Raw genomic sequence first — 19,152 nt, forward strand, 5'->3', positions numbered from 1 at the left:
GGGTCGCTACGCTGGTCGTGTTCGCGCTGACGGAACCGAGTAGCGCCGTACGCCACGTCCGAGAGAGTCGCCGGTAGCTGTGAAGGCGATACGTGGAGCGGTGGCGAAGACACTCCCGAGCGACTGCAAGGCAAAGAGGCCGGGTCGTCCCGATCCGGTGAAGGTGTGGTGGCACCGCGAGATCCCCTTCGCCCACACCTCCGGGGTACGAGAAACGACCTGGAGGTGAAACAGCGATGCGCATTCTCAGCCATGAGATCCCCTCAGCAGTAGGCCAGACCGTCACGGTGGCCGGCTGGGTGCACCGAAGACGACGGCTCGCCGCCGTCAGTTTCCTGATTCTGCGCGACCGATCCGGCCTGAGCCAGATCGTCGTGAAGGCGCCGGAAGCCCAAGCACAGCTGGACGAACTCGGTGAGGAGACCGTGGTCCAGGTGACCGGCACGGTCGCCGCCAACCCACAGGCGCCGGGCGGCGCGGAGATCGTCGACCCGGTGATCGAGCCGCTGACCGAGCCGGCCGCGACGCCGCCGATCGAGCTGTGGCGACCCACGGTGGGCGCCGGGCTGCCCGTCGTACTGGACAACGCGCCGGTCGCCTTGCGGCACCCGGTCGTGCGGGCCGGGTGGGAGATCGCCGCGGCGGCGTTGCACGGGTTCCGTTCGGCTCTGGACGGGCAGGGCTTCACCGAGATCCAGACGCCGAAGATCGTCGGTACGGCGACGGAGTCCGGGGCCAACGTGTTCGCGCTGGACTACTTCGGCGGCCCGGCGTACCTGGCGCAGTCGCCGCAGTTCTACAAGCAGACGATGGTCGGGGTGTTCGAGCGGGTGTTCGAGGTCGGGCCGGTGTTCCGGGCCGAGCCGCACGACACGGTCCGGCACCTGGCCGAGTACGTCTCGCTGGACGCGGAGTTCGGGTTCATCCAGGACCATCGCGACGTGCTCGCCGTCCTGCGGTCCACCGTCGCCGGGATGCTGGCCGCGGTCGGCGAGCGGGCCGGCGGGGCGCTGGAGCGGCTCGGGGCGGAGTTGCCCGAGATCCCGGTCGACGTACCGATCGTGCACTTCAGCGAGGCGCTGAAGATCGCCGGTGCGGACCCGGACGAGCCGGACCTCGCGCCGGCCGACGAGCGGGCCCTGGGTGAGTGGGCGCTGCGGGAACACGGCAGCGACTTCGTCGCGGTCGAGGGCTATCCGATGGTGAAGCGGCCGTTCTACACGCATCCGCAGCCGTCGGACCCGCGCTGGTCGAACTCGTTCGACCTGCTGTTCCGCGGGATGGAGCTGGTCACCGGCGGGCAACGGCTGCACCGGTACAGCGACTACGTCGCGGCACTGGAGGCGAAGGGTGAGTCGGCGGAGTCACCGGCGTACCGCTCGTACCTGCAGGCGTTCAAGCACGGGATGCCGCCGCACGGCGGGTTCGCGATCGGGCTCGAGCGCTTCGTGGCCCGGTTGACCGGGGTGGAGAACGTCCGCGAGGTCACGCTGTTCCCCCGCGACCTGCACCGCCTCACCCCCTGATGGAGACCACCGAGTCAGTTGTCGCCGAGCTGAACGTTGCCCTGGGCACCGATTATCGGCTCGTGCGGCAACTGGCCGGTGGGCTGCAGTCGGGCGCGTACGAGCTCACCGACGGCGAGACCGCGGTCGTCCTGAAGTGGACGGCCGCCCCGGGCTGGGCGCCGCGGGTCCGGCGGGCGCACGAGCTGGTCCGCCGGGCTCGCACGGTCGGCTACCCGACACCGGCGTGGCTGACCGTGGGCGAGACCGCGGCGGGCTCGCCGTACCAGCTGCAAGAGTTCGTCGCCGGCGAGCCGCTTCGCGACGCGTCGGTGCTGGACAGGCGGCTCGCCCAGGAGCTGATCGCGATCTGTGAACTGCAGCGCGACCTCGTCCCCGAGGACGGTGTGAGCTGGTCGGGGTGGTCGAGCGGCGTCGTCTTCGACGACTGGGACGGTGTGTGGGGCCGGGTGCACGAGTACGGCGGTGAGGTCGCCGAACTGCTCGACCGCTACACCGAGTTGTGCCGGCCGTACCGTGGCAAGGTTCTGCCCGACGACGATCTCGTGCACGGGGATCTCAATGTCGGCAACTTGATTGTCGACAATGGGCGGATCGCCGGGATCATCGATATCGAGGCGGCGGGCGGTGGGTCGCGGGCCTATGACCTGGTCTCGCTGGCGACGTCGGCGGCACGCGACGGTGCGCCGGCCGGAGTCGACGAACTGTTCCTGGAGGCGGCGCTGCGGGCCGGTGGACGGGCGGCGGTCGCGGTGTCCGCGGCGTCGGCGTACGTGACGATCGCCGAGTTCGTTCACGAACGCTCGAAGGTCTCGCAGGATCTGATCCAGCAGGGTGCACAGCGGGTGCTCGAACTGCTCGAGGCCTGACCCGCGCGGGGCATGATGTGCGCATGCTGAGTGAGGTGGAGCAGCGGGTGCTGGCCGCGGTCGACGACGCGCGGGTGATCGAGGATCTGCGTGACCTGGTGCGGATCCCGAGTGTCGACGGGACTCCGGCCGAGAGCGACGTACAGGCGTGGTGTGCGGAGCGGTTGGCGGCGTTTGGTCTGATTGTCGACAAGTGGCCGATCGACATGCCTACGTTGACCGCCGATCCGGAATTCCCGGGGATGGAGGTCGAGCGGAGCGAGGCGTGGGGCTGTGTCGGCGTGCTCGGCGAGGACGGGACGCCGGGGCTGATCCTCAACGGGCATGTGGATGTGGTGCCGGGAGACGCCTTCGACGGGCGGATCGAGGACGGCGTGATGTGGGGTCGCGGCACCTGCGACATGAAGGGCGGCGTCGCGGCGATCCTCGGCGCGACGGCGGCGGTTGTTGCCGCCGGCATCACTTTGCGGAGGCCACTGGCGGTCCATACGGTCATCGGCGAGGAGGACGGCGGCGTCGGCGCGTTCGCGACCCTGCGCCGCGGTCATCGCGGCGAGGCCTGCCTGATCGCGGAGCCGACCGCCGGATCCGTGATCCCGGCCAACGCCGGCTCGCTGACCTTCCGGCTGGAGGTACCGGGCCTGGCCACCCACGGGTCGACCCGCAGCCGCGGGGTGAGCGCGATCGAGAAGTTCACCGTGATCCAGGCCGCGCTACAGGAACTCGAGGCCGCGCGCAACCGGGACCCACATCCGCTCCTCGCCCACCTCGACCTCGCCAACCCACTGTCCGTCGGCACGATCGCGGCCGGAGACTGGGCGAGCACCGTGCCCGACCACCTGGTCGCGGAGGGCAGGTACGGCGTACGCCTCGGTGAACCGCTCGCGGACGCCCGGGCCGCCTTCGAGACGGCGATCGCGGAGACCTGTCTGAAGGACGACTGGCTCCGCGACCATCCGGTCAAGGTCAGCTGGCCCGGCGGCGAGTTCGCGTCCGGCCTCCTCCGGGACGACGACCCGCTCCTCGCCGACACCCGCCAGGCGGTGACGGACGCCGGCAGCCCGCCTCCAGAAGTCAGGGGCGCGCCGTACGGCTCCGATCTCCGTCAGTACGCGGCAGCGGGCATCCCCACCCTGCAGTACGGACCTGGTGACGTCAGGTACGCGCATGCGGCGGACGAACACGTGATCCTCGCGGAGGTTCTGCAAGCAGCCCGCGCTTACGCCCTCCTCGTCGTCCGCCGCTGTGCATCAGTCGCCGAGTGACTGGTAGACGGTGGTCCAGAAGTCGTGCATGAGCTGCACCGAGTACGGCGCGGACGTGCCGACCTGGGTGAGCAGGATTCCGACGAGCTGGTTGCTCGGGTCGGCGTAGGTCGACGTACCGGCTCCGCCGTCCCAACCGAACTGGCCGATGGGCGCGTAGTCGCCGCGATAGGTGCGCACGGCCATGCCGAAGCCCCAGCCACCGTGCTGTCCCTGGCCGAACGAGATGTGGACGTTGTCGCGGGCCAAGGCCTCCCGGGCCGCCAACTGCTCGGCTGTCAGGCGGTTGGTGGTCATCAGCTCCACGGCCGGTCGGGACAGGATCCGCTCGCCCTGATGCGTTCCGTGGTTCAAGAGCATCCGGAGGTACGCGTGGTAGTCGTCGGCGGTGGAGTTCAGCCCACCGCCACCGCCCTGGAACGCCGGCGGACTGCTGTGCCGACCGCCCTCGGCCTCGTCCCACACGTGGAACTCCCCGGTCTGCGGGTCCGGCGCGTACAGCGGAGGCAGCCGGTCGATCTGGTCGGCGGGTACGGAGAAGCCGGTGTCCTTCATGCCCAGCGGCTCGAAGACGCGTTCGCGGAGGAACGCGTCGTACGACTGTCCCGAGACCCTGGAGACGAGCACGCCGAGCAGATCGCTGCTGATCTGGTACTGCCAACGCTCTCCGGGCTGGTACATCAACGGAAGCGTGCCGAGGCGGGCCATCCACTCGTCCTGCTCGGGCATCGGCACCGGCAGGTTCGGCGTGATGCCCTGCTCGAAGACCGCGGCCATGATCGGCGTGCCGAGGACCGTCATGTCCATGCCGAGCCCGAACGTGGACGTGAGCACGTCCCGGACGGTGATCGGCCGCCGGGCCGGCACGGTGTCGTCCAGCGAGCTGTCGATGCGCTTCAGCACCTGGCGGTTCGCGAGCTCGGGCAGCCAGGGCTCCACCGGGTCGTCCAGTCGCAGCCGGCACTCGTCGAGCAGCACCATCGCCGCCGAGACCGAGACCGGCTTGGACGTCGAGGCCATCCGGAAGATCGTGTCCCGGCGCATCGCCGGCCCACCGTCGTGACGCATCGTCCCGATCGTCTCGACGTGCGGCTCACCGTCGCCCCGGCTGACCAGGGCGACCAGCCCGGGAATCTTCCCGGAGTCGACATGCCGGGACAGTACGTCGTGCAGCCTGCGCAACCCTGCCGCGGAGAAGCCGGTAGCAGTGGTGGACATCGTGTTGCACTCCTTCGATTGAACGGACGAACGGTGGTCAGGAGCCGGTGAGGTAGGCCACCGGATGGTGTTTCTCAGAGCGAGCGGGCGACGATGTCGCCGACGCTGGTGGTCGCGCGGATGGTGAGCGGGGCGGCGGCGCCTTCGGTGTTGTTGAGCGCGTTCTGGATCCGGCCGGTGGCGGTACCGGCATCCAGGGTGGCCGAGACTCCGGCGGCGGCGCCGACCTCGATCCCGCCGGCGTCGGTGCGCAGTACGACCGCGCCGCGCACGGCCTCGGCGATCCGGATGTCGCCCTTGCTGGTGCGAATCTCCGCAGGCCCGTTGAGGCGGCCGACAGAGACGTCACCGGCGGCGGTGGTGATGCGGGCGCCCGCTACGTCCTCGAGATCGATCGAGCCGTGGTCGCTCTTGATGGCGACGTCGCCGAGCCGTCCGACGGCCCGCAGTTCGGCACTGGCCGCGTTCACCTCGACCGCCGAGCCGGCAGGCAGCTGCACTGTGACCGCGACGGCGCCGGACGGCCCGAAGTACTGGTTCTTCGCCGAGACCTCGATCCGCAGGACGCCATCGCCGTACGCGACCTTGGCCTCCTCCGCCACGGTCACGTCGCGGCCCTTCGAGGGATCCGCGGGCAGGATCTCGACTGCGGTGTCGGCCCGGTCGGCGGCGATGAACTGGATGCGTCCTGCTGGGATGTCCAGAACTGCGGAAATCGGCTCTGGGGTGTTGAAAGTCGGCATGTCGTACCTTCCTGATTCGCTAGTGATGAACTTGGTGAGTGACACCACGATCGAAGGCCGCCCTGACACCGGACAGCCGCCGTGCTGACATGTCGTCTGACACGCCACCATGGAAGAGCGGTTGTCAGCAGCCGAGGTGGTCGGCGATCACACCCAGCACTTGGTGCAGATCACGTGCCATCCGGGCACGCAGGCCGAGGTCGGCGATCCCGGGCGCGAACCCAGGGTGGTCGGGGAGGACGCGATGGACGCTGTGGGTCACCCGGGTCCCTTCGGGACAGGCGGTGACGGCGTGCACGCCGGCGTACCAGCTCTGTACGGCGAGTCTGGAACCGTCGACCTGGATCTCCACCGGCTCGACCTGCCCGGCCAGCTCAGCACGGTAGGTGCCGGCCTCCGCGGACCCCGCCACGACGGTCATCGCGCCCTGGCGTGCCGCCGAAGCCCTGGCCAGGACCATTAGGTTGTCATCGCCGACCCGGCCCTCGGCGAGCGCGAGCAGGAGCCCGACGACTGCTTCGACGGGCGCGGCGACCGTCCCGTGCACTTCCCACTGAGCGGGCAGCGCGTCCAGTCCGGTGAGCAGCGAAGGGGTTGTGTGCATGACCGAAGCCTCAGTGTCGCGGTCTGTCCGACACAATCCACGCCGAGCCCTCCGGGACACGGGACGACCCACCGATCCAGGGCTGACCTGCGCAGTCACCGTCGCGGACGGCTGGTGGGAACGTGTCCCGGGACGGGACGGGACGGGACAGGCGGGCCAGCCCCGAACGCGCCGCCGGAACCAGGTAGCCGAAACCGTGAGCAGTGGCGAGTTCCACTGCGGCCTGGAAGTGCCGTGCCGCGGCGTCCCGATCGCCAGTGTCCAAGCACGCCTCGGCGTACTGGAGGTGGACGCGCGCCACCTGATCTGGCTCATCGGCCTGTTCGAGAATTCCGATGGCCTCGGCCTGCCTGGCTGCCGCCTCCGCCGTGCGACCGAGGTGGAGTAGTGCGACGGCTACGTCGTTGAGGCTGATCGCCTCGAAGATCGCGTGATGGGTCGCGTGGCTGACGGCAACGGCCTGTTCGGCGTAGTCGAGCGCAGCTTTCACATCCCCGAGGCCCAGCGCGGCTCGGCCGAGCACGTCCAGGCACATCCGCACCGTCTGGCGGTCTGTCTCTCGGGTCGTCTCCATCACGTCCGTGGCGATCTCACGGGCCGCGGCATATTTCCGCAGGCTCACCAGAGCATGACTGAGACTGCTGCGTACCCGGGCTCCCACCGCGGCCTCGTGCGGTGGTAGCAGAGCGGCTGCCCGCTCCAGGATCTCGACGGCGCCTTCGGCGTCGGCGACTTGCTCCCGGAGCTCCCCCAGTTGGAAGAGCGCCATGGCCTCGCCGACGATGTCTCCTTCCACAGCCATCAGCACGGCGGCCTCCTCGAGCTCCGGCATCGCGTCGTCCAGCCGGCCCATGCGCAACAGCAGGACGCCCAGCAGGTAGCGGTGCGAGGCGAGCACGCGGCGGTCACCGAGCCTTTCGGCGGCGGGCAGGGTGACCTCGAGACCGTCGCGCAGCTGCGCCGAACCACCGCGTCGCGCATGGGCGATCGTGGCGAGCTGTCCGAGCCCCACCGCCGCCAGGTCGATGCGCAGCTGCACAGTGAGCGCAAACGTCGCGGTGAGGTTGCCCCACTCGGTGTCCATCCAGTTGACAGCGCTGTCGTGGTCGGAGAGGTCGGGAAGGGCCGACGGTGGCTGTGACACGGTGACCGGGAGTGGGATCAGGATCAGGATCAGCTTCTTCACGGCCAGTAGGCCGCTCAGGTAGTAGTCGGCCAACCGGGCGATCGCCGGCACCGGATCAGCTGCGGGGTCGTCGGCGCGGGCGGCCTGCCGGAGTAGGTCATGCATCCGGTAGCGGCCGGCTGCGGGCTCCTGGACCAGATGGACATCCACCAGGTCCTCCAGGAGAGTGCGGGCGTTGGCCAGTGGGATCCCGGCCAGCGCGGCCGCGCCGTACGCGTCGATGTCCTCGCCCGGCACCAGCCCGAGCAGCCGGAACATCCGCCGCTGCGCGGGGTCGAGCTGCCGCAGCGACATCTCGAACACGTCCGACGCCACCAGGTCGCCATCGCGCAGCCGTTCGACCAGTGTGTCGAGCGTCCACGCGGGCCGGTGCCGGAGCCGGGCGGCGGCCACCCGGATGGCCAGCGGCAGGTTGCCGCAGTGGCGCAGTACCGCGTCGACGTCGCCAGGCCGCACCCCGCCCGCGGATTCGACGAACAGCTGTGCCGCCTCCTCGCTTGGCAGGACGTCCAGCGAGACGGGCTGGGCATCCAGCTCCACCATCCGCCGGCGGCTGGTGATCACGACGAAGGTCTGGCCGGCGCCGGGCAGCAGTTCACGCACCTGCTCGGCATCCGCGGCGTTGTCCAGCAGTACGATCGCACGCCGCGTCGCCAGCTCCGACCGCCACAGCGCAGCCCGCTCGGCGAGCCCGTCAGGAATCCTGCCGGCAGGCACGCCGAGCGCGGACAGCAGGACGCGCAGCGCCTCTCCAGGCTCGAGCCGCTTCCGGCCCGGAGTGAACCCGTGCAGGTCCAGGTAGAGCTGCCCATCGGGGAAGTCCGCGGTCAGTAGATGCGCTGCGTGCACGGCCAGCGCCGACTTCCCTACCCCGCCCATGCCGTCGATCGCCACCACCGACGTGGTCCGCGCGGCGTCGAGGAGGGCGTCCAGCTCCGCCCGGCGACCGGTGAACGCAGTGATGTCGTGCGGCAGATCATTGCGTACCGGCGGAGCCGTAGCCGGGCTCGCCTGAGGCCGGTCCTTGGCGCCCTCCCACACCTCACGCAGCGGCCTCGGGTCGCGACCGGCTGCCTTGCAGAGCGCCACCACCGTCGGCCAGGGTGGAACGGCCTGGCCGGAGAAGTACCGCGACAGCGAGGAGCTGCTGGCGTTGATGTCACGGGCGAGCTCACGAAGGCTCCGGCCGGTCAGATCACGCAGCTGCGACAACTGCCTCGCCAACTCATCGCGCACCCTTGCCAGCCCTCCTCCGGTTTCAGCGCGCCGAGTCTAGATGGCCCGCCCAACGGGGCCCGCGATCAGAGCAGACGCTCGAGGGCCTGCAGCCCGATCGGTCCCCAGTGCGGCTTGCCGCCGGGCAGGCCCTTGTCGCCGTTGATCCCCATCGCGATCAGGAACAGCGCCCGCTGCACGGCCCAGCCGCGAGCTCGCCGTACCGTGGCGTCGTCCGCCGGGTAGCGCTCGAAGAACCGGTCGGCGGCGCCGGTCGGGAGCAGGATCCAGGCGGCCGCGAGGTCGGTCGCCGGATCACCGGCGCACACCTCGCCGAGGTCGATGACACCGGCAAGCGCGCCGTCGGCAACGACCACGTTCGCCGGGTGCAGGTCACCGTGCAGCCAGACCGGCGGCCCGTCCCACGCCGGTGCGGCGATCGCGTCCGCCCACACCGCACGCATCTCCTCACCACGGCCGACGTACTCGTGCACCTCGGTGAACCCCAGGCTCCGCGGCAGACTGCTTCGGTCGTTCGCCGGCGCTTCGGCCGGCGCCTCAATGTGCAGGGCCAGCAGGAAGTCGGCCAGCACGTCCGCTGCCGCAGGGTCTGTGATCGGTGCGTGGTCAGCTGGTTCGCCGGCTACCCAGGTGGTCACCAACCAGGTTCGCGGGAACCGGTCCGACGGTTTGCCGAGGCGGACAGGGGTCTGGACGGGCAGCGGAACGCGGGCGGCGATGTCAGGGACCCAGCGGTGCTCGTTGAGAAGCAGCTCCGTTCCCTCCTCGGTCCGGGGCATCCGGACTGCCAGGTCCGCACCGAGCCGCCACATCTGGTTGCCCCAGCCGCCGACGACCTCCTTCAGCTCCAGGTCGGCCAGGTCCGGATGCTGCTCTTGCAAGAGGGTTCGTACGAGTTCGTCGTCCATGGAGCGTCAGACGCGTCACAACCGGATCGGGTTCGGAATAGTGCTGGAACAACCCGGGTTGGCAACAACTATGCGCATTGATGTGTGGTCCGACGTTGTCTGCCCGTGGTGCTACATCGGGAAGCGTCGGCTCGAAGAGGCTCTGGCCGGCAGCGGTGACACCGCGACGATCGTCTGGCACAGCTTCCAGCTGGATCCGTCGTCCACCAACGACGACCCGCGGGACCTGGCGACCCGGCTGGGTGAGAAGTACGGTCGCGGCCGCGAGTGGGGTCTGCAGGCCAACGCTCACGTGACCGAGATCGCGGCCGAGCTGGGCCTCGAGTACAACCTCGAGCAGGCGAAGTCGGCCAACACCGTCGACGCCCACCGCCTGCTGCACCTGGCCCGCGAGCTCGTCGACGCGGGGCAGGTGCCCGCCGACACCCAGGACCGCCTCAAGGAGCGCCTCCTCAAGGCGTACTTCACCGACGGCCTCCCCGTGGGCGCCCACGCCACGCTGACCGAGCTGGCGACAGAGGCCGGCCTCCCGTCCGACCGTGTCCACGAGGTCCTCGCGAGTACGACGTACACCGAAGAGGTCGCCGCGGATCAGGCACAGGCCCTCGCGTACGGCGCGAACGGTGTGCCGTTCTTCGTCATCGACGAGAAGTACGGCGTCAGCGGCGCCCAACCGGTCGAGGTGTTCCAGGAGGCACTGCGCCGGGCGAACGCGGACCGCAAGCCGGTCACGCTGATCACCGGCCCCGGCGCGACCGACGATCCCACCTGCGGCCCGGACGGCTGCCCCATCTGAGCCTGAGTGCTTGAGCGTTGGGTACCGGAAGTATGACAAGACGTGGTGTATGAAGGAGGCATGACTGTCGTGCGCGCACTGGCCAGGCCGCTGCTGTCCGTCATTTTCATCGTTCAGGGTGCGAACGCGATTCGCAACCCCGAGCCGCTCGTGCCGAAGGCGCAGCCGGTGACCGACCGGCTGGTGCCGCTGGTGAAGCGGGCGGCTCCGGCGCAGGTCGGCGACCGCATCCCCGACACCACGGTCAACCTCGTCCGGCTGAACGGCGCGGTCCACGTGGTCGGCGGGCTCGCGCTGGCCAGCGGCAAGGGCCGGCGGCTGGCTGCGAGCGTTCTCGCGGCGTCGCTGGTGCCGACCACGATCGCGGGTCACCCGTTCTGGCTGGAGAAGGACAAGACGGTCCGGAACACCCAGCGGATCCAGTTCATGAAGAACCTCAGCCTGCTCGGCGGCCTGCTGCTCGCGGCGGTCGACACCGAGGGCAAGCCGGGTGTCGCCTGGCGCGCCAGCCACGGCGCAAAGGCCGCCAAGCGCGAGACCAAGCGCGGTGTGAAGGCAGCCAAGCGCGAGACGACGCGCAGCGCCAAGGCGGCCAAGCGGGAGGCGAAGCAGCAGGCCCACGAGGTCCGGCAGGCCGCGAAGCTCGCGAAGGCGCAGCTCGACCTCGGCTGAAACCGGACGGCACGGTGGCGCCCATGCCCTAGGCTCAGAGTCGGAAACGACGAGCCGAAGGAGTGGGATGAGCACGGAGCAGGGCTGGGCGGCGCCGCGGGCGGAAGGACCGGTCACCGGCCGGATCACGGTGCCCGGATCGAAGTCGATCAGTAATCGTGCACTCATCCTCGCCGCGATCGCCGACGGCCCGTCCCACCTGAGCGGCCTGCTCGCCGCCCGCGACACCGCCCTGATGCGGTCCGCCCTGGTCTCCCTCGGCGTCGGAATCAGCGACAGCGACAGCGGTACGACGGTCACCGTCACCCCCGGCTCGCTCAAGGGCCCGGCGAACGTCGACTGCGGCCTGGCCGGCACCGTGATGCGCTTCGTCCCACCGGTCGCCGCGCTGGCCGACGGTGTGGTCGCGTTCGACGGCGATCCGTACGCCCGGGAGCGCCCGATGGGTGTCATCCTCGGCGCCCTGCGGACCCTCGGCGTACAGATCGACGACGCCGGCACCGGCCGGATGCCGTACACGGTCTCCGGCACTGGCTCGGTCCGCGGCGGGAAGGTGACCCTGGATGCGTCCGGTTCGAGCCAGTTCGTGTCCGCGCTGCTGCTGGCCGGAGCCCGGTACGACGAGGGCGTCGACCTCCGGCACGACGGGAAGCCGGTGCCGTCCCAGCCGCACCTGGACATGTCGGTGGCGATGTTGCGCGAACGCGGCGTGTGCGTCGACGACGGCGAGCCGAACCGCTGGGTCGTTGCCCCCGGCCCCATTCGCGCGCTGGACACCGTCATCGAGCCGGACCTGTCCAACGCCGCGCCGTTCCTGGCCGCGGCCGTGATCACCGGTGGCGAGGTCACCGTGACCGGTTGGCCTTCGCAGACCACGCAGCCCGGCGACCAGTTGCGCGACATCTTCACTCGCTTCGGCGCGGAGGTCTCCCGCACCGACGACGGCCTGACCGTCCGTGGCACCGGTCGTGTACAGGGTGTGGACCTCGACCTGAGCGAGGTCGGCGAGCTCAGCCCGGTCATCGCGGCGGTGGCTGCGTTCGCGGACGGACCGTCGTACCTGCGTGGGATCGCGCATCTGCGCAACCACGAGACGGATCGGCTGGCGGCGCTCGAGACCGAGTTCAACGCGCTCGGCGGAGAATTGACGCAGACGGCCGACGGGCTGGAGATCCGGCCGAAGCCCTTGCGTGGTGGGCTTTTCGGGACCTACAACGACCACCGGATGGCGCACGCCGCCGCCGTCCTCGGGCTGCTCGTGGACGGGCTGGAGATCGAGAACATCGGGACCACGGCGAAGACGCTGCCGGAGTTCCCCGAGCTCTGGTCGGGGCTCGCGGGCTGATGTCGCGGTACGACGAGGAGGCCCGGTACGACCGTCCGAAGCGCCGGACCCGGCCCCGGACCAAGGACCGCCCGTCGTACGACGACGCCACCACGGGCTTCGTCTTCACCCGCGACCGCGGCCGCTACGCGTGCTGGGTCGAGGACTCCCACGGAGGCCACGAGGTGACCGCGATGAAGGCGCGCCAGCTCGGCCGCACGAGTGTGATCGTCGGCGACCGGGTCAAGCTCGACGGCGACGCGACCGGCGACGAGGGCACGCTGGCCCGGATCGTCGAGGTCCTTCCGCGGACGACGCTGCTGCGCCGGTCGGCCGATGACGACGACCCGGTCGAACGACCGCTGGTCGCGAACGCGGATCAGCTCGTCATCGTCGTCGCGGTCGCGAACCCGGAGCCGCGGACCGGACTGATCGACCGCTTCCTGGTGGCGGCGTACGACGCCGGGATGCGGCCGCTGCTCTGTCTGACGAAGACCGACCTGGCCGATCCGGATCCGCTGCTGTCGATCTACCGCCCGCTCGGGGTCGAGTCCGTCGCGACGTACCAAGGTGGCGACCTCAGCGGACTGCGCGAGCAACTCGACGACCGCACGAGCGTCCTCGTCGGCCACTCCGGTGTCGGCAAGTCAACGCTGGTGAACGGGTTGATCCCCGGCGCGGACCGCGCGATCGGCGTGGTCAACTTGGTGACCGGCCGAGGGCGTCATACGTCGACGAACACCCTGGTGCTGCGCCTGCCCCACGGCGGGTGGCTCATCGACACCCCCGGCATCCGCACCTTCGGCCTGGCTCACGTCGAGCCGGACCAGCTGATCAATGCCTTCCCCGACCTGGCCGAGATCGCCGAGACCTGTCCCCGCGGCTGCACCCACACCGAGACCGCTCCCGACTGCGCCCTGGACGAGGCAGTCGCCGAAGGCCGCGCCGACGCCGACCGCGTCGCCTCCTTCCGCCGCCTCCTGGCCAGCCGCGAAGGCCGCGACACCCGCCAGGACGCCGTACCGGAGCAGGACGTCACTTAGGCAGGATGCCGGTCCAGAGGGCTCTGGCGCCGGCGTCGCCGGTGCGGATGGTCTGGTAGATCACGACGACTCCCAGCACCACGACGGCCGCGGTGACGACCAGCTCGAGCGGACGGCTCTTGGTTGCCTTCGCACCCTTTCCGCTCGCCAGCGCCGTCGGTCCGCTCAGCAGCAGGAAGGCGATGACGATCAGCACGGCGAACGCCAGGACCAACCACAGCAGCAGATTCCCCCGCGACCGATGCACGGCGACCAGCTTCTGCAGCTGCGGGACCGCGGCGACGAACGCGTCCCCGCTCTTCTTCGCCACGAACGCACACACCAGCGCACCCAGCCCGAGCACAAGCGCCGGCCAGCGCAGCAGCCAGCGCCACTTCGGCAGCACCGCGAAGGCGATCGCGGTGAGCGCGGCCACCGGCAGCACCACCACCGCGAGATGAATCACCAGCACGTGCAGCGGCAGGTCCCCGAAGCGCTCGAACATTGACGCCTCCATGGCGTTCATAGACTTGGTCCGACACTTACCGCACGTTCAACGACCGCATTCGGTTCACTCCGCGCCGCAACCGATCCGCAACGTTGGCCGCGGCGTGGCGCGCTGAGCAGGGGATCAGGCTAGCCTTCCGGCATGCCTTCGCATACGGATGACCTGCGGCTCGCCCACATCCTGGCCGACGACGCGGACTCGACCACGATGGACCGCTACAAGGCGCTCGACCTGCACGTGGCCACCAAGCCGGACCTGACGCCGGTGAGCGAGTCGGACAAAAAGGTCGAGGACGTGATGCGCAAGACTCTGTCCCGGGCCCGGCCCCGGGACGCGTTCGTCGGCGAAGAGGACGGCACCAGCGGCTGGGGCGTCCGCCGCTGGGTCGTCGACCCGATCGACGGCACCAAGAACTACATCCGTGGCGTCCCGGTCTGGGCCACCCTGATCAGCCTGATGATCGAGGACCAGGTGGTCGTCGGCGTGGTCTCCGCCCCGGCCCTCGGCAAGCGCTGGTGGGCGTCGTACGGCGACGGCGCCTGGACGGGCCGCGCCCTGCACTCGTCGCAGCCGTGCCGGGTCAGCGACGTGAGCAAGATCGAGGACGCCTCGCTGTCGTACGCGTCGCTCAAGGGCTGGGAGAAGATCGGCAAGAAGGACCAGTGGGCCGACCTGATGGATTCGGTCTGGCGCACCCGCGCGTACGGCGATTTCTGGTCCTACATGCTGGTCGCCGAGGGCGCGGTCGACATCGCCGCCGAGCCCGAGCTGAACCTGTACGACATGGCCGCACTGGCGATCATCGTCGACGAGGCCGGCGGCAAGTTCACCTCCGTCGAGGGGGCTCCCGGCCCGAACGGTCCGAACGCCATCGCAACCAACGGCCGCCTGCACGACGAGGTGCTCAAGCGCCTCGAGTGAGCCGCCGGACCAGGAAGTCCGCCTCGACCGCGTTGCTGGTGAACGCCAGCGCCTCCTCGTACGCCGCCTTCGCCTCAGCGTCTCGCCCAGTACGCCGAAGCAGTTCGGCGCGCGTGGACGCGAGGTACGGATAAGTGGCGAGAGCCGGATCGCCGGCCAGCTCCTGGAGTTCGGTCAACGCCACCTCGGGCCCGGAGACATAGCTCAAGGCGACCACCCGGTTCAAGGCGACCACCGGAGACGGCCAGCGCTCCACGAGAAGATCGTAGAGGCCGAGGATCTCTGCCCAGTCCGTGTCCTCCCACCGCTCCGCCTCGGCATGGACGGCGGCAATGGCCGCCATCACGCCGAACCGCCCGACGCGCCCTCGTGGGGTCGCTGGTTGTCCGGCCAGCGCCTCGTGCACCAGTTCCAGCCCCTCGGCGATCTGCCCCCGGGCCCACAACCTCCGGTCCTGGTCTTCCATCAGCACCAACCGACCGGCGTCGTCGACGCGCGCAGCCTGCCGCGCCTGCGTCAGCAAGAGCAGTCCGAGCAGACCAGCCGCCTCTCCGCTGTCCGGCAAGAGCATGCGCACCATCCGGGCCAGCTCGATCCCTCGTCGCGCCAGATCCGGCCGGGTCAGTCCGTCCCCGTCCGCCGCCGTGTGTCCGGCCGTGTAGACCAGGTGTACGACGTCCAGCACCGCGTCGATGCGCTCCGGCAGATCCTCCAGCCGCGGGATCCGGTAGGCGATCCCGGACCGCGAGATCTTGTGCTTGGCCCGGGTGATCCGCGCCTGCATCGTGGCTTCCTTCACCAGGAACGCCTTCGCGATCTCCGTCGACGACAGCCCGCAGACGAGCCGCAGCGTCAGCGCGATCTGGGCCTCCTGCGCGAGCGCCGGGTGACAGCAGGTGAACACCAACCGCAGCCGGTCGTCCGGGAACACCCCGGCCGCAAGATCCTCGTCGTCGACCGGATCCGGCATCAGCAACGGCAGCTTCCGCGCCGCCACCCCGGCCCGCCGCCGATGCTCCAGCGCCCGCCGGGTGGCGACTGTCGTCAACCACGCGCCGGGCCGCCGCGGCACGCCCTGCTCACGCCAGTGCACCAGCGCCTTGGCATACGCGTCCTGCACACAGTCCTCGGCCAGGTCGAGATCGGCCGCGACCCGTGCCGTAGCGGCCAGGACGAAGGCCCACTCGGTCGAGTGGGCCTCCGCCACGGCTTCGGCGACGGTGTCAGCCACCGTTGATGAGGGGCCGCACCTCGACGCCGCCCATCGGCGACGGGACCTGCTTGGCGATCGCGAGCGCCTCGTCCAGGTCGGCCGCCTCGATGATGTAGTACCCGCCCATCACCTCCTTGGTCTCCGCGAACGTCCCGTCGGTGACCACGAACCCGCCGTCGCCGTCGGACCGGATCGACGTGGCGGTGGTGCTCCCGTCCAACTGCCCGCCGCCGCGCAGGGCGGGGCCGTTCGCGTCCGCGAAGGCCTGGTGGTTCTTGTGGTTCTGCTCCATCACCGACGGATCAGCCGCGTCCCACTTGGCTTCGTCGTCGTAGATCATCACCAGGTACTTGCCCACTGATGTCACCTCTCCTGTCCATGTCTGATGCATGGCCGGTTCCAGCATCCACCACTCCGATGCGCGACCTGCGGCGAGATCGACATCTCACCCGAACAATTTCCGGACCACGTAGGGTGGCAGGCATGCCCTTGACGTACCCCATCGCGGAGCAGACGCTCGACAACGGCCTGCGGGTCGTCGTCAGCTCCGACCGCGCCGTCCCGATCGTCTCCGTGAACCTCTGGTACGACGTCGGATCGCGCCACGAGCCCGACGGGCTGACCGGGTTCGCGCACCTGTTCGAGCACTTGATGTTCCAGGGATCGCGCAACGTCGCCTCCGGTCAGCACTTCAGCCTGCTCGAGAACGCCGGCGCCAGCCTGAACGCGAGCACCTTCTTCGACCGCACGAACTACTTCGAGTCACTGCCCAGCGGCGGCCTCGACCTCGCGCTCTGGCTCGAGGCGGACCGGATGGGCTACCTGCTCGACGCGGTCAACCAGGAGAACCTGGACAACCAGCGCGACGTGGTCAAGGAGGAGAAGCGGCAGAGCTACGACAACCGCCCGTACGGCGACTCGTACGAGCGGCTGGTCAGGCTCGCCTTCCCCGCGGACCACCCGTACGCGCACATGACGATCGGCTCGATGGCCGACCTCGACGCGGCGTCCGTGGAGGACGTGCACGCGTTCTTCCGCACGTACTACGGCCCGAACAACGCCGTCCTCACGATCGTCGGGGACGTCAGCGTGGCGGACGCGTTCGACGCCGCCAAGCGGTACTTCGGCCACCTGCCCGCGATCCCGCAGCCGCCGGCCGCCGCGGACGGCACGATCGGCCCGCTGACCGGCGTACAGCGCGACGACGTGGTGTCCGACGTACCGTCGGACCTGATCACGATGATGTTCCGGCTGCCCGTCGACGGGACGCCGGAGCTGGACGCGGCCGGTCTCGCCCTGGACATCCTGGCCGCCGGCCAGAGCGGTCGGTTGAATCGCCGGCTGGTCCGCGACGAGCAGATCGCGCAGTCGGTGTCCGGCGGCGCGCTGCCGCTGATCGGCGGGGTCTCGTTCGGCACGCTGACCGGGATCGCGTCCGACGGTATCGACCTGCAGAAGGTCGAGGACGCGCTGCTCGAGGAGATCGAGAAGCTGGCCGAGAGCGGCGTCACCGACGACGAGCTGGCCACCGTGCAGGCGCAGGCCGAGCGGGACTGGCTGGAGCAGCTGGCGACGTGCGCCGGCCGCGCCGACGAGATCTCCCACCACGCCCTGCTGTTCGGCGACCCGAACCGGATCAACACCCGGATCGACCAGGTCCGCGCGGTGACCGTCGAGCAGGTGCAGGCGGCCGCGGCGCAGTGGATCCGTGCCGACAGGCGCGTCCAGGTGAGCTACCGCCGGGCCGAGACAGCTGCTGAAACCATGGGAGAGCAGGAATGAACCAGGTGCTGACCACCCCACCGGCCGTCGGCGCTCCCCGCCCGTGGAAGTTCCCGGCCGCGACGACCACGATCACCAGCGTCGGCGCCCCGGTGCACGTCTTCGACCGCCCGGGTCAGTACGTCGCCACCGTCCGGGTCACGATCGCGATGCCGCTGATCGCCGAACCGCGGGACATCGAGGGCGTCGCCACGATCATGTCCCGCACCCTCGACGAGGGCACCGAGCTGCACTCGGCCAACGAGTTCGCGGCGGCCCTGGAGCGGCACGGAGCGGCGTACGGCGTCGACGTCAGCTCGGACGCACTGCACGTCGAGATCTCGGTACCGGTGTCGCATCTGGCGCCGGCCGTGCAGCTGCTCGCGGAGGCGATCACCCGGCCCGCGTTCAATCAGGCCGACGTCGGCCGGCACGTGACGATCCGCCTCGGCGAGATCAACCAGGAGCGGGCGAACGCGGGATACCGGGCGCGGGAGGCGTTCGCGGCCCATCTGTTCGACCCGTCGACGCGACGGGCCCGGCCGACCGCGGGGACGCCGGACACGATCCGCCCGCTGACGAACGTGCAGGTCGCCGACTTCTACCGGAACAACATCGGCCCGGAGCGGGCGGAGATCCTGTTCGCGGGCGACGCGACCGGGGTGGACGTCGCCGGGATCATCGACGAGGCCTTCGGCGGCTGGACCTCCACCGCGAGTACGGCGCTCGAGACGCCGGAACCGCTGTACCTCCCGGGCAACCGCGTCGTTCTGGTCGACCGGCCGGGCTCGGTGCAGAGCCAGTTGCTGATCGGCTGCGCCGGTCCGGACCGGCGGGACCCGGCCTGGGGTGCCGCCGCGGTCGCGAACCACGTGGTGGGCGGGACCATCACCTCGCGGGTGGACACGGTGCTGCGCGAGGAGAAGGGCTACACGTACGGCACGCGGACCAGCTTCGCCGCGCCTCGCAGGGGCGGCACGTTCAGCCTGGGTGGCGCCGTACGCACCGAGGTGACCGGCGCCGCGATCGGCGACGCGCTGCGGATCCTGCGGGAGGCCCGCGACGGCCTGACCGAGCAGGAGGTCCAGGAGGCGAAGGACAGCCTGATCCGGACCGCGCCGCTGCGCTACGAGCAGGCCGACTCGGTGGCCCAGCAGGTCGGCAGCAACATCGCGAATGGCGTACCGATCGACTTCGCCGACACCTACCTGGCCCAGATCGCCGCCACCACCGCCGCCGAGGCCACCGACGCCTACCGCCGGTATGTGGGAACCAACGGCCTACTGGTCGTCGTCGTAGGGGAAGCCAAGGACGTCCGCCCCCAGCTCGCGGAGCTGGGCGCAGACGTCGTGGGCGAACTGGTCGATCTCACGCCCTAGG

At 70.1% G+C, this 19,152-nt stretch carries 18 protein-coding genes; 10 read left to right on the forward strand and 8 right to left on the reverse strand.

What is annotated here, in order from left to right; genetic code table 11:
* Window positions 1-236: 236 nt before the first annotated feature.
* Genes aspS through OG555_RS02435 form a run of 3 tightly spaced genes read left to right on the forward strand, consistent with a single transcriptional unit; the run spans window position 237 to window position 3,660 of the window.
* A complete protein-coding gene (gene aspS / locus OG555_RS02425) occupies window positions 237-1,526 on the forward strand; it encodes an aspartate--tRNA(Asn) ligase (RefSeq protein WP_329480726.1) in 1,290 nt (429 codons plus the stop codon).
* A complete protein-coding gene (locus tag OG555_RS02430; protein ID WP_329480727.1) occupies window positions 1,526-2,395 on the forward strand; it encodes a phosphotransferase family protein in 870 nt (289 codons plus the stop codon). Before aspS ends, OG555_RS02430 begins: the two co-directional genes overlap by 1 nt.
* Before the next feature lie 23 nt (window positions 2,396-2,418).
* Complete coding sequence (locus tag OG555_RS02435; protein WP_329480728.1) at window positions 2,419-3,660, forward strand: M20/M25/M40 family metallo-hydrolase; 1,242 nt, start codon at window positions 2,419-2,421, stop codon at window positions 3,658-3,660.
* On the opposite strand, the gene OG555_RS02440 is transcribed toward OG555_RS02435, so the two are convergent.
* The 5 genes from OG555_RS02440 to OG555_RS02460 all read right to left on the reverse strand — a co-directional run bounded on the left by OG555_RS02440 (window position 3,646) and on the right by OG555_RS02460 (window position 9,555).
* The gene (locus OG555_RS02440; RefSeq protein ID WP_329480729.1) at window positions 3,646-4,878 is read right to left on the reverse strand and encodes a serine hydrolase domain-containing protein; all 1,233 of its coding nucleotides are present in this window, start codon (window positions 4,876-4,878) and stop codon (window positions 3,646-3,648) included. The two genes, OG555_RS02435 and OG555_RS02440, sit on opposite strands and share 15 nt — an antisense overlap.
* A gap of 74 nt (window positions 4,879-4,952) precedes the next feature.
* Entirely contained in the window at window positions 4,953-5,621 is a 669-nt protein-coding gene (locus OG555_RS02445; RefSeq protein WP_329480731.1) for a DUF4097 family beta strand repeat-containing protein, read from the reverse strand.
* Window positions 5,622-5,745: 124 nt separating this feature from the next.
* The gene (locus tag OG555_RS02450; protein ID WP_329480733.1) at window positions 5,746-6,225 is read right to left on the reverse strand and encodes a hypothetical protein; all 480 of its coding nucleotides are present in this window, start codon (window positions 6,223-6,225) and stop codon (window positions 5,746-5,748) included.
* Between the two features lie 10 nt (window positions 6,226-6,235).
* Window positions 6,236-8,647 carry an ATP-binding protein gene (locus OG555_RS02455; protein WP_329480735.1) on the reverse strand — a complete coding sequence of 804 codons (2,412 nt, stop codon included), beginning with the start codon at window positions 8,645-8,647 and terminating at the stop codon, window positions 6,236-6,238.
* A 65-nt stretch (window positions 8,648-8,712) separates the two neighbouring features.
* Window positions 8,713-9,555, reverse strand: a complete 843-nt coding sequence (locus OG555_RS02460; RefSeq protein WP_329480737.1) for an aminoglycoside phosphotransferase family protein — start codon at window positions 9,553-9,555, stop codon at window positions 8,713-8,715.
* 70 nt (window positions 9,556-9,625) lie between these two features.
* Between OG555_RS02460 and OG555_RS02465 the strand changes: the two genes are divergently transcribed.
* From OG555_RS02465 to rsgA, 4 genes are all read left to right on the forward strand, one after another.
* Complete coding sequence (locus OG555_RS02465) at window positions 9,626-10,351, forward strand: DsbA family oxidoreductase (RefSeq protein WP_329480739.1); 726 nt, start codon at window positions 9,626-9,628, stop codon at window positions 10,349-10,351.
* Between the two features lie 60 nt (window positions 10,352-10,411).
* The gene (locus OG555_RS02470) at window positions 10,412-11,023 is read left to right on the forward strand and encodes a DoxX family protein (RefSeq protein ID WP_329480741.1); all 612 of its coding nucleotides are present in this window, start codon (window positions 10,412-10,414) and stop codon (window positions 11,021-11,023) included.
* 67 nt (window positions 11,024-11,090) lie between these two features.
* A complete protein-coding gene (gene aroA, locus OG555_RS02475) occupies window positions 11,091-12,368 on the forward strand; it encodes a 3-phosphoshikimate 1-carboxyvinyltransferase (protein ID WP_329480743.1) in 1,278 nt (425 codons plus the stop codon).
* Window positions 12,368-13,390 carry a ribosome small subunit-dependent GTPase A gene (gene rsgA, locus OG555_RS02480; RefSeq protein ID WP_329480745.1) on the forward strand — a complete coding sequence of 341 codons (1,023 nt, stop codon included), beginning with the start codon at window positions 12,368-12,370 and terminating at the stop codon, window positions 13,388-13,390. Before aroA ends, rsgA begins: the two co-directional genes overlap by 1 nt.
* Here the strand turns inward: rsgA and OG555_RS02485 are convergent.
* The gene (locus tag OG555_RS02485) at window positions 13,383-13,874 is read right to left on the reverse strand and encodes a DUF2231 domain-containing protein (RefSeq protein WP_329480747.1); all 492 of its coding nucleotides are present in this window, start codon (window positions 13,872-13,874) and stop codon (window positions 13,383-13,385) included. The two genes, rsgA and OG555_RS02485, sit on opposite strands and share 8 nt — an antisense overlap.
* A gap of 144 nt (window positions 13,875-14,018) precedes the next feature.
* Between OG555_RS02485 and hisN the strand changes: the two genes are divergently transcribed.
* On the forward strand, window positions 14,019-14,798 hold the full coding sequence (hisN, locus tag OG555_RS02490) for a histidinol-phosphatase (protein WP_329480749.1): 780 nt from the start codon (window positions 14,019-14,021) through the stop codon (window positions 14,796-14,798).
* Here the strand turns inward: hisN and OG555_RS02495 are convergent.
* Both OG555_RS02495 and OG555_RS02500 read right to left on the reverse strand, forming a co-directional pair.
* Entirely contained in the window at window positions 14,782-16,029 is a 1,248-nt protein-coding gene (locus OG555_RS02495) for an RNA polymerase sigma factor (RefSeq protein WP_329480751.1), read from the reverse strand. The genes hisN and OG555_RS02495 overlap by 17 nt on opposite strands.
* Window positions 16,022-16,369 carry a YciI family protein gene (locus OG555_RS02500; protein ID WP_329480753.1) on the reverse strand — a complete coding sequence of 116 codons (348 nt, stop codon included), beginning with the start codon at window positions 16,367-16,369 and terminating at the stop codon, window positions 16,022-16,024. The genes OG555_RS02495 and OG555_RS02500 overlap by 8 nt, the downstream gene beginning before the upstream one ends.
* Window positions 16,370-16,494: 125 nt before the next feature.
* Here OG555_RS02500 and OG555_RS02505 point away from each other — a divergent pair, with 125 nt between their 5' ends.
* Together OG555_RS02505 and OG555_RS02510 are read left to right on the forward strand one after the other, a co-directional pair.
* On the forward strand, window positions 16,495-17,793 hold the full coding sequence (locus tag OG555_RS02505) for a M16 family metallopeptidase (RefSeq protein ID WP_329480755.1): 1,299 nt from the start codon (window positions 16,495-16,497) through the stop codon (window positions 17,791-17,793).
* On the forward strand, window positions 17,790-19,151 hold the full coding sequence (locus OG555_RS02510) for a M16 family metallopeptidase (RefSeq protein WP_329480757.1): 1,362 nt from the start codon (window positions 17,790-17,792) through the stop codon (window positions 19,149-19,151). The genes OG555_RS02505 and OG555_RS02510 overlap by 4 nt, the downstream gene beginning before the upstream one ends.
* Window position 19,152: the final 1 nt, after the last annotated feature.

The sequence above is a fragment of the Kribbella sp. NBC_01484 genome, from assembly GCF_036227145.1.
In the GTDB taxonomy this organism is placed as follows: Bacteria; Actinomycetota; Actinomycetes; order Propionibacteriales; family Kribbellaceae; genus Kribbella.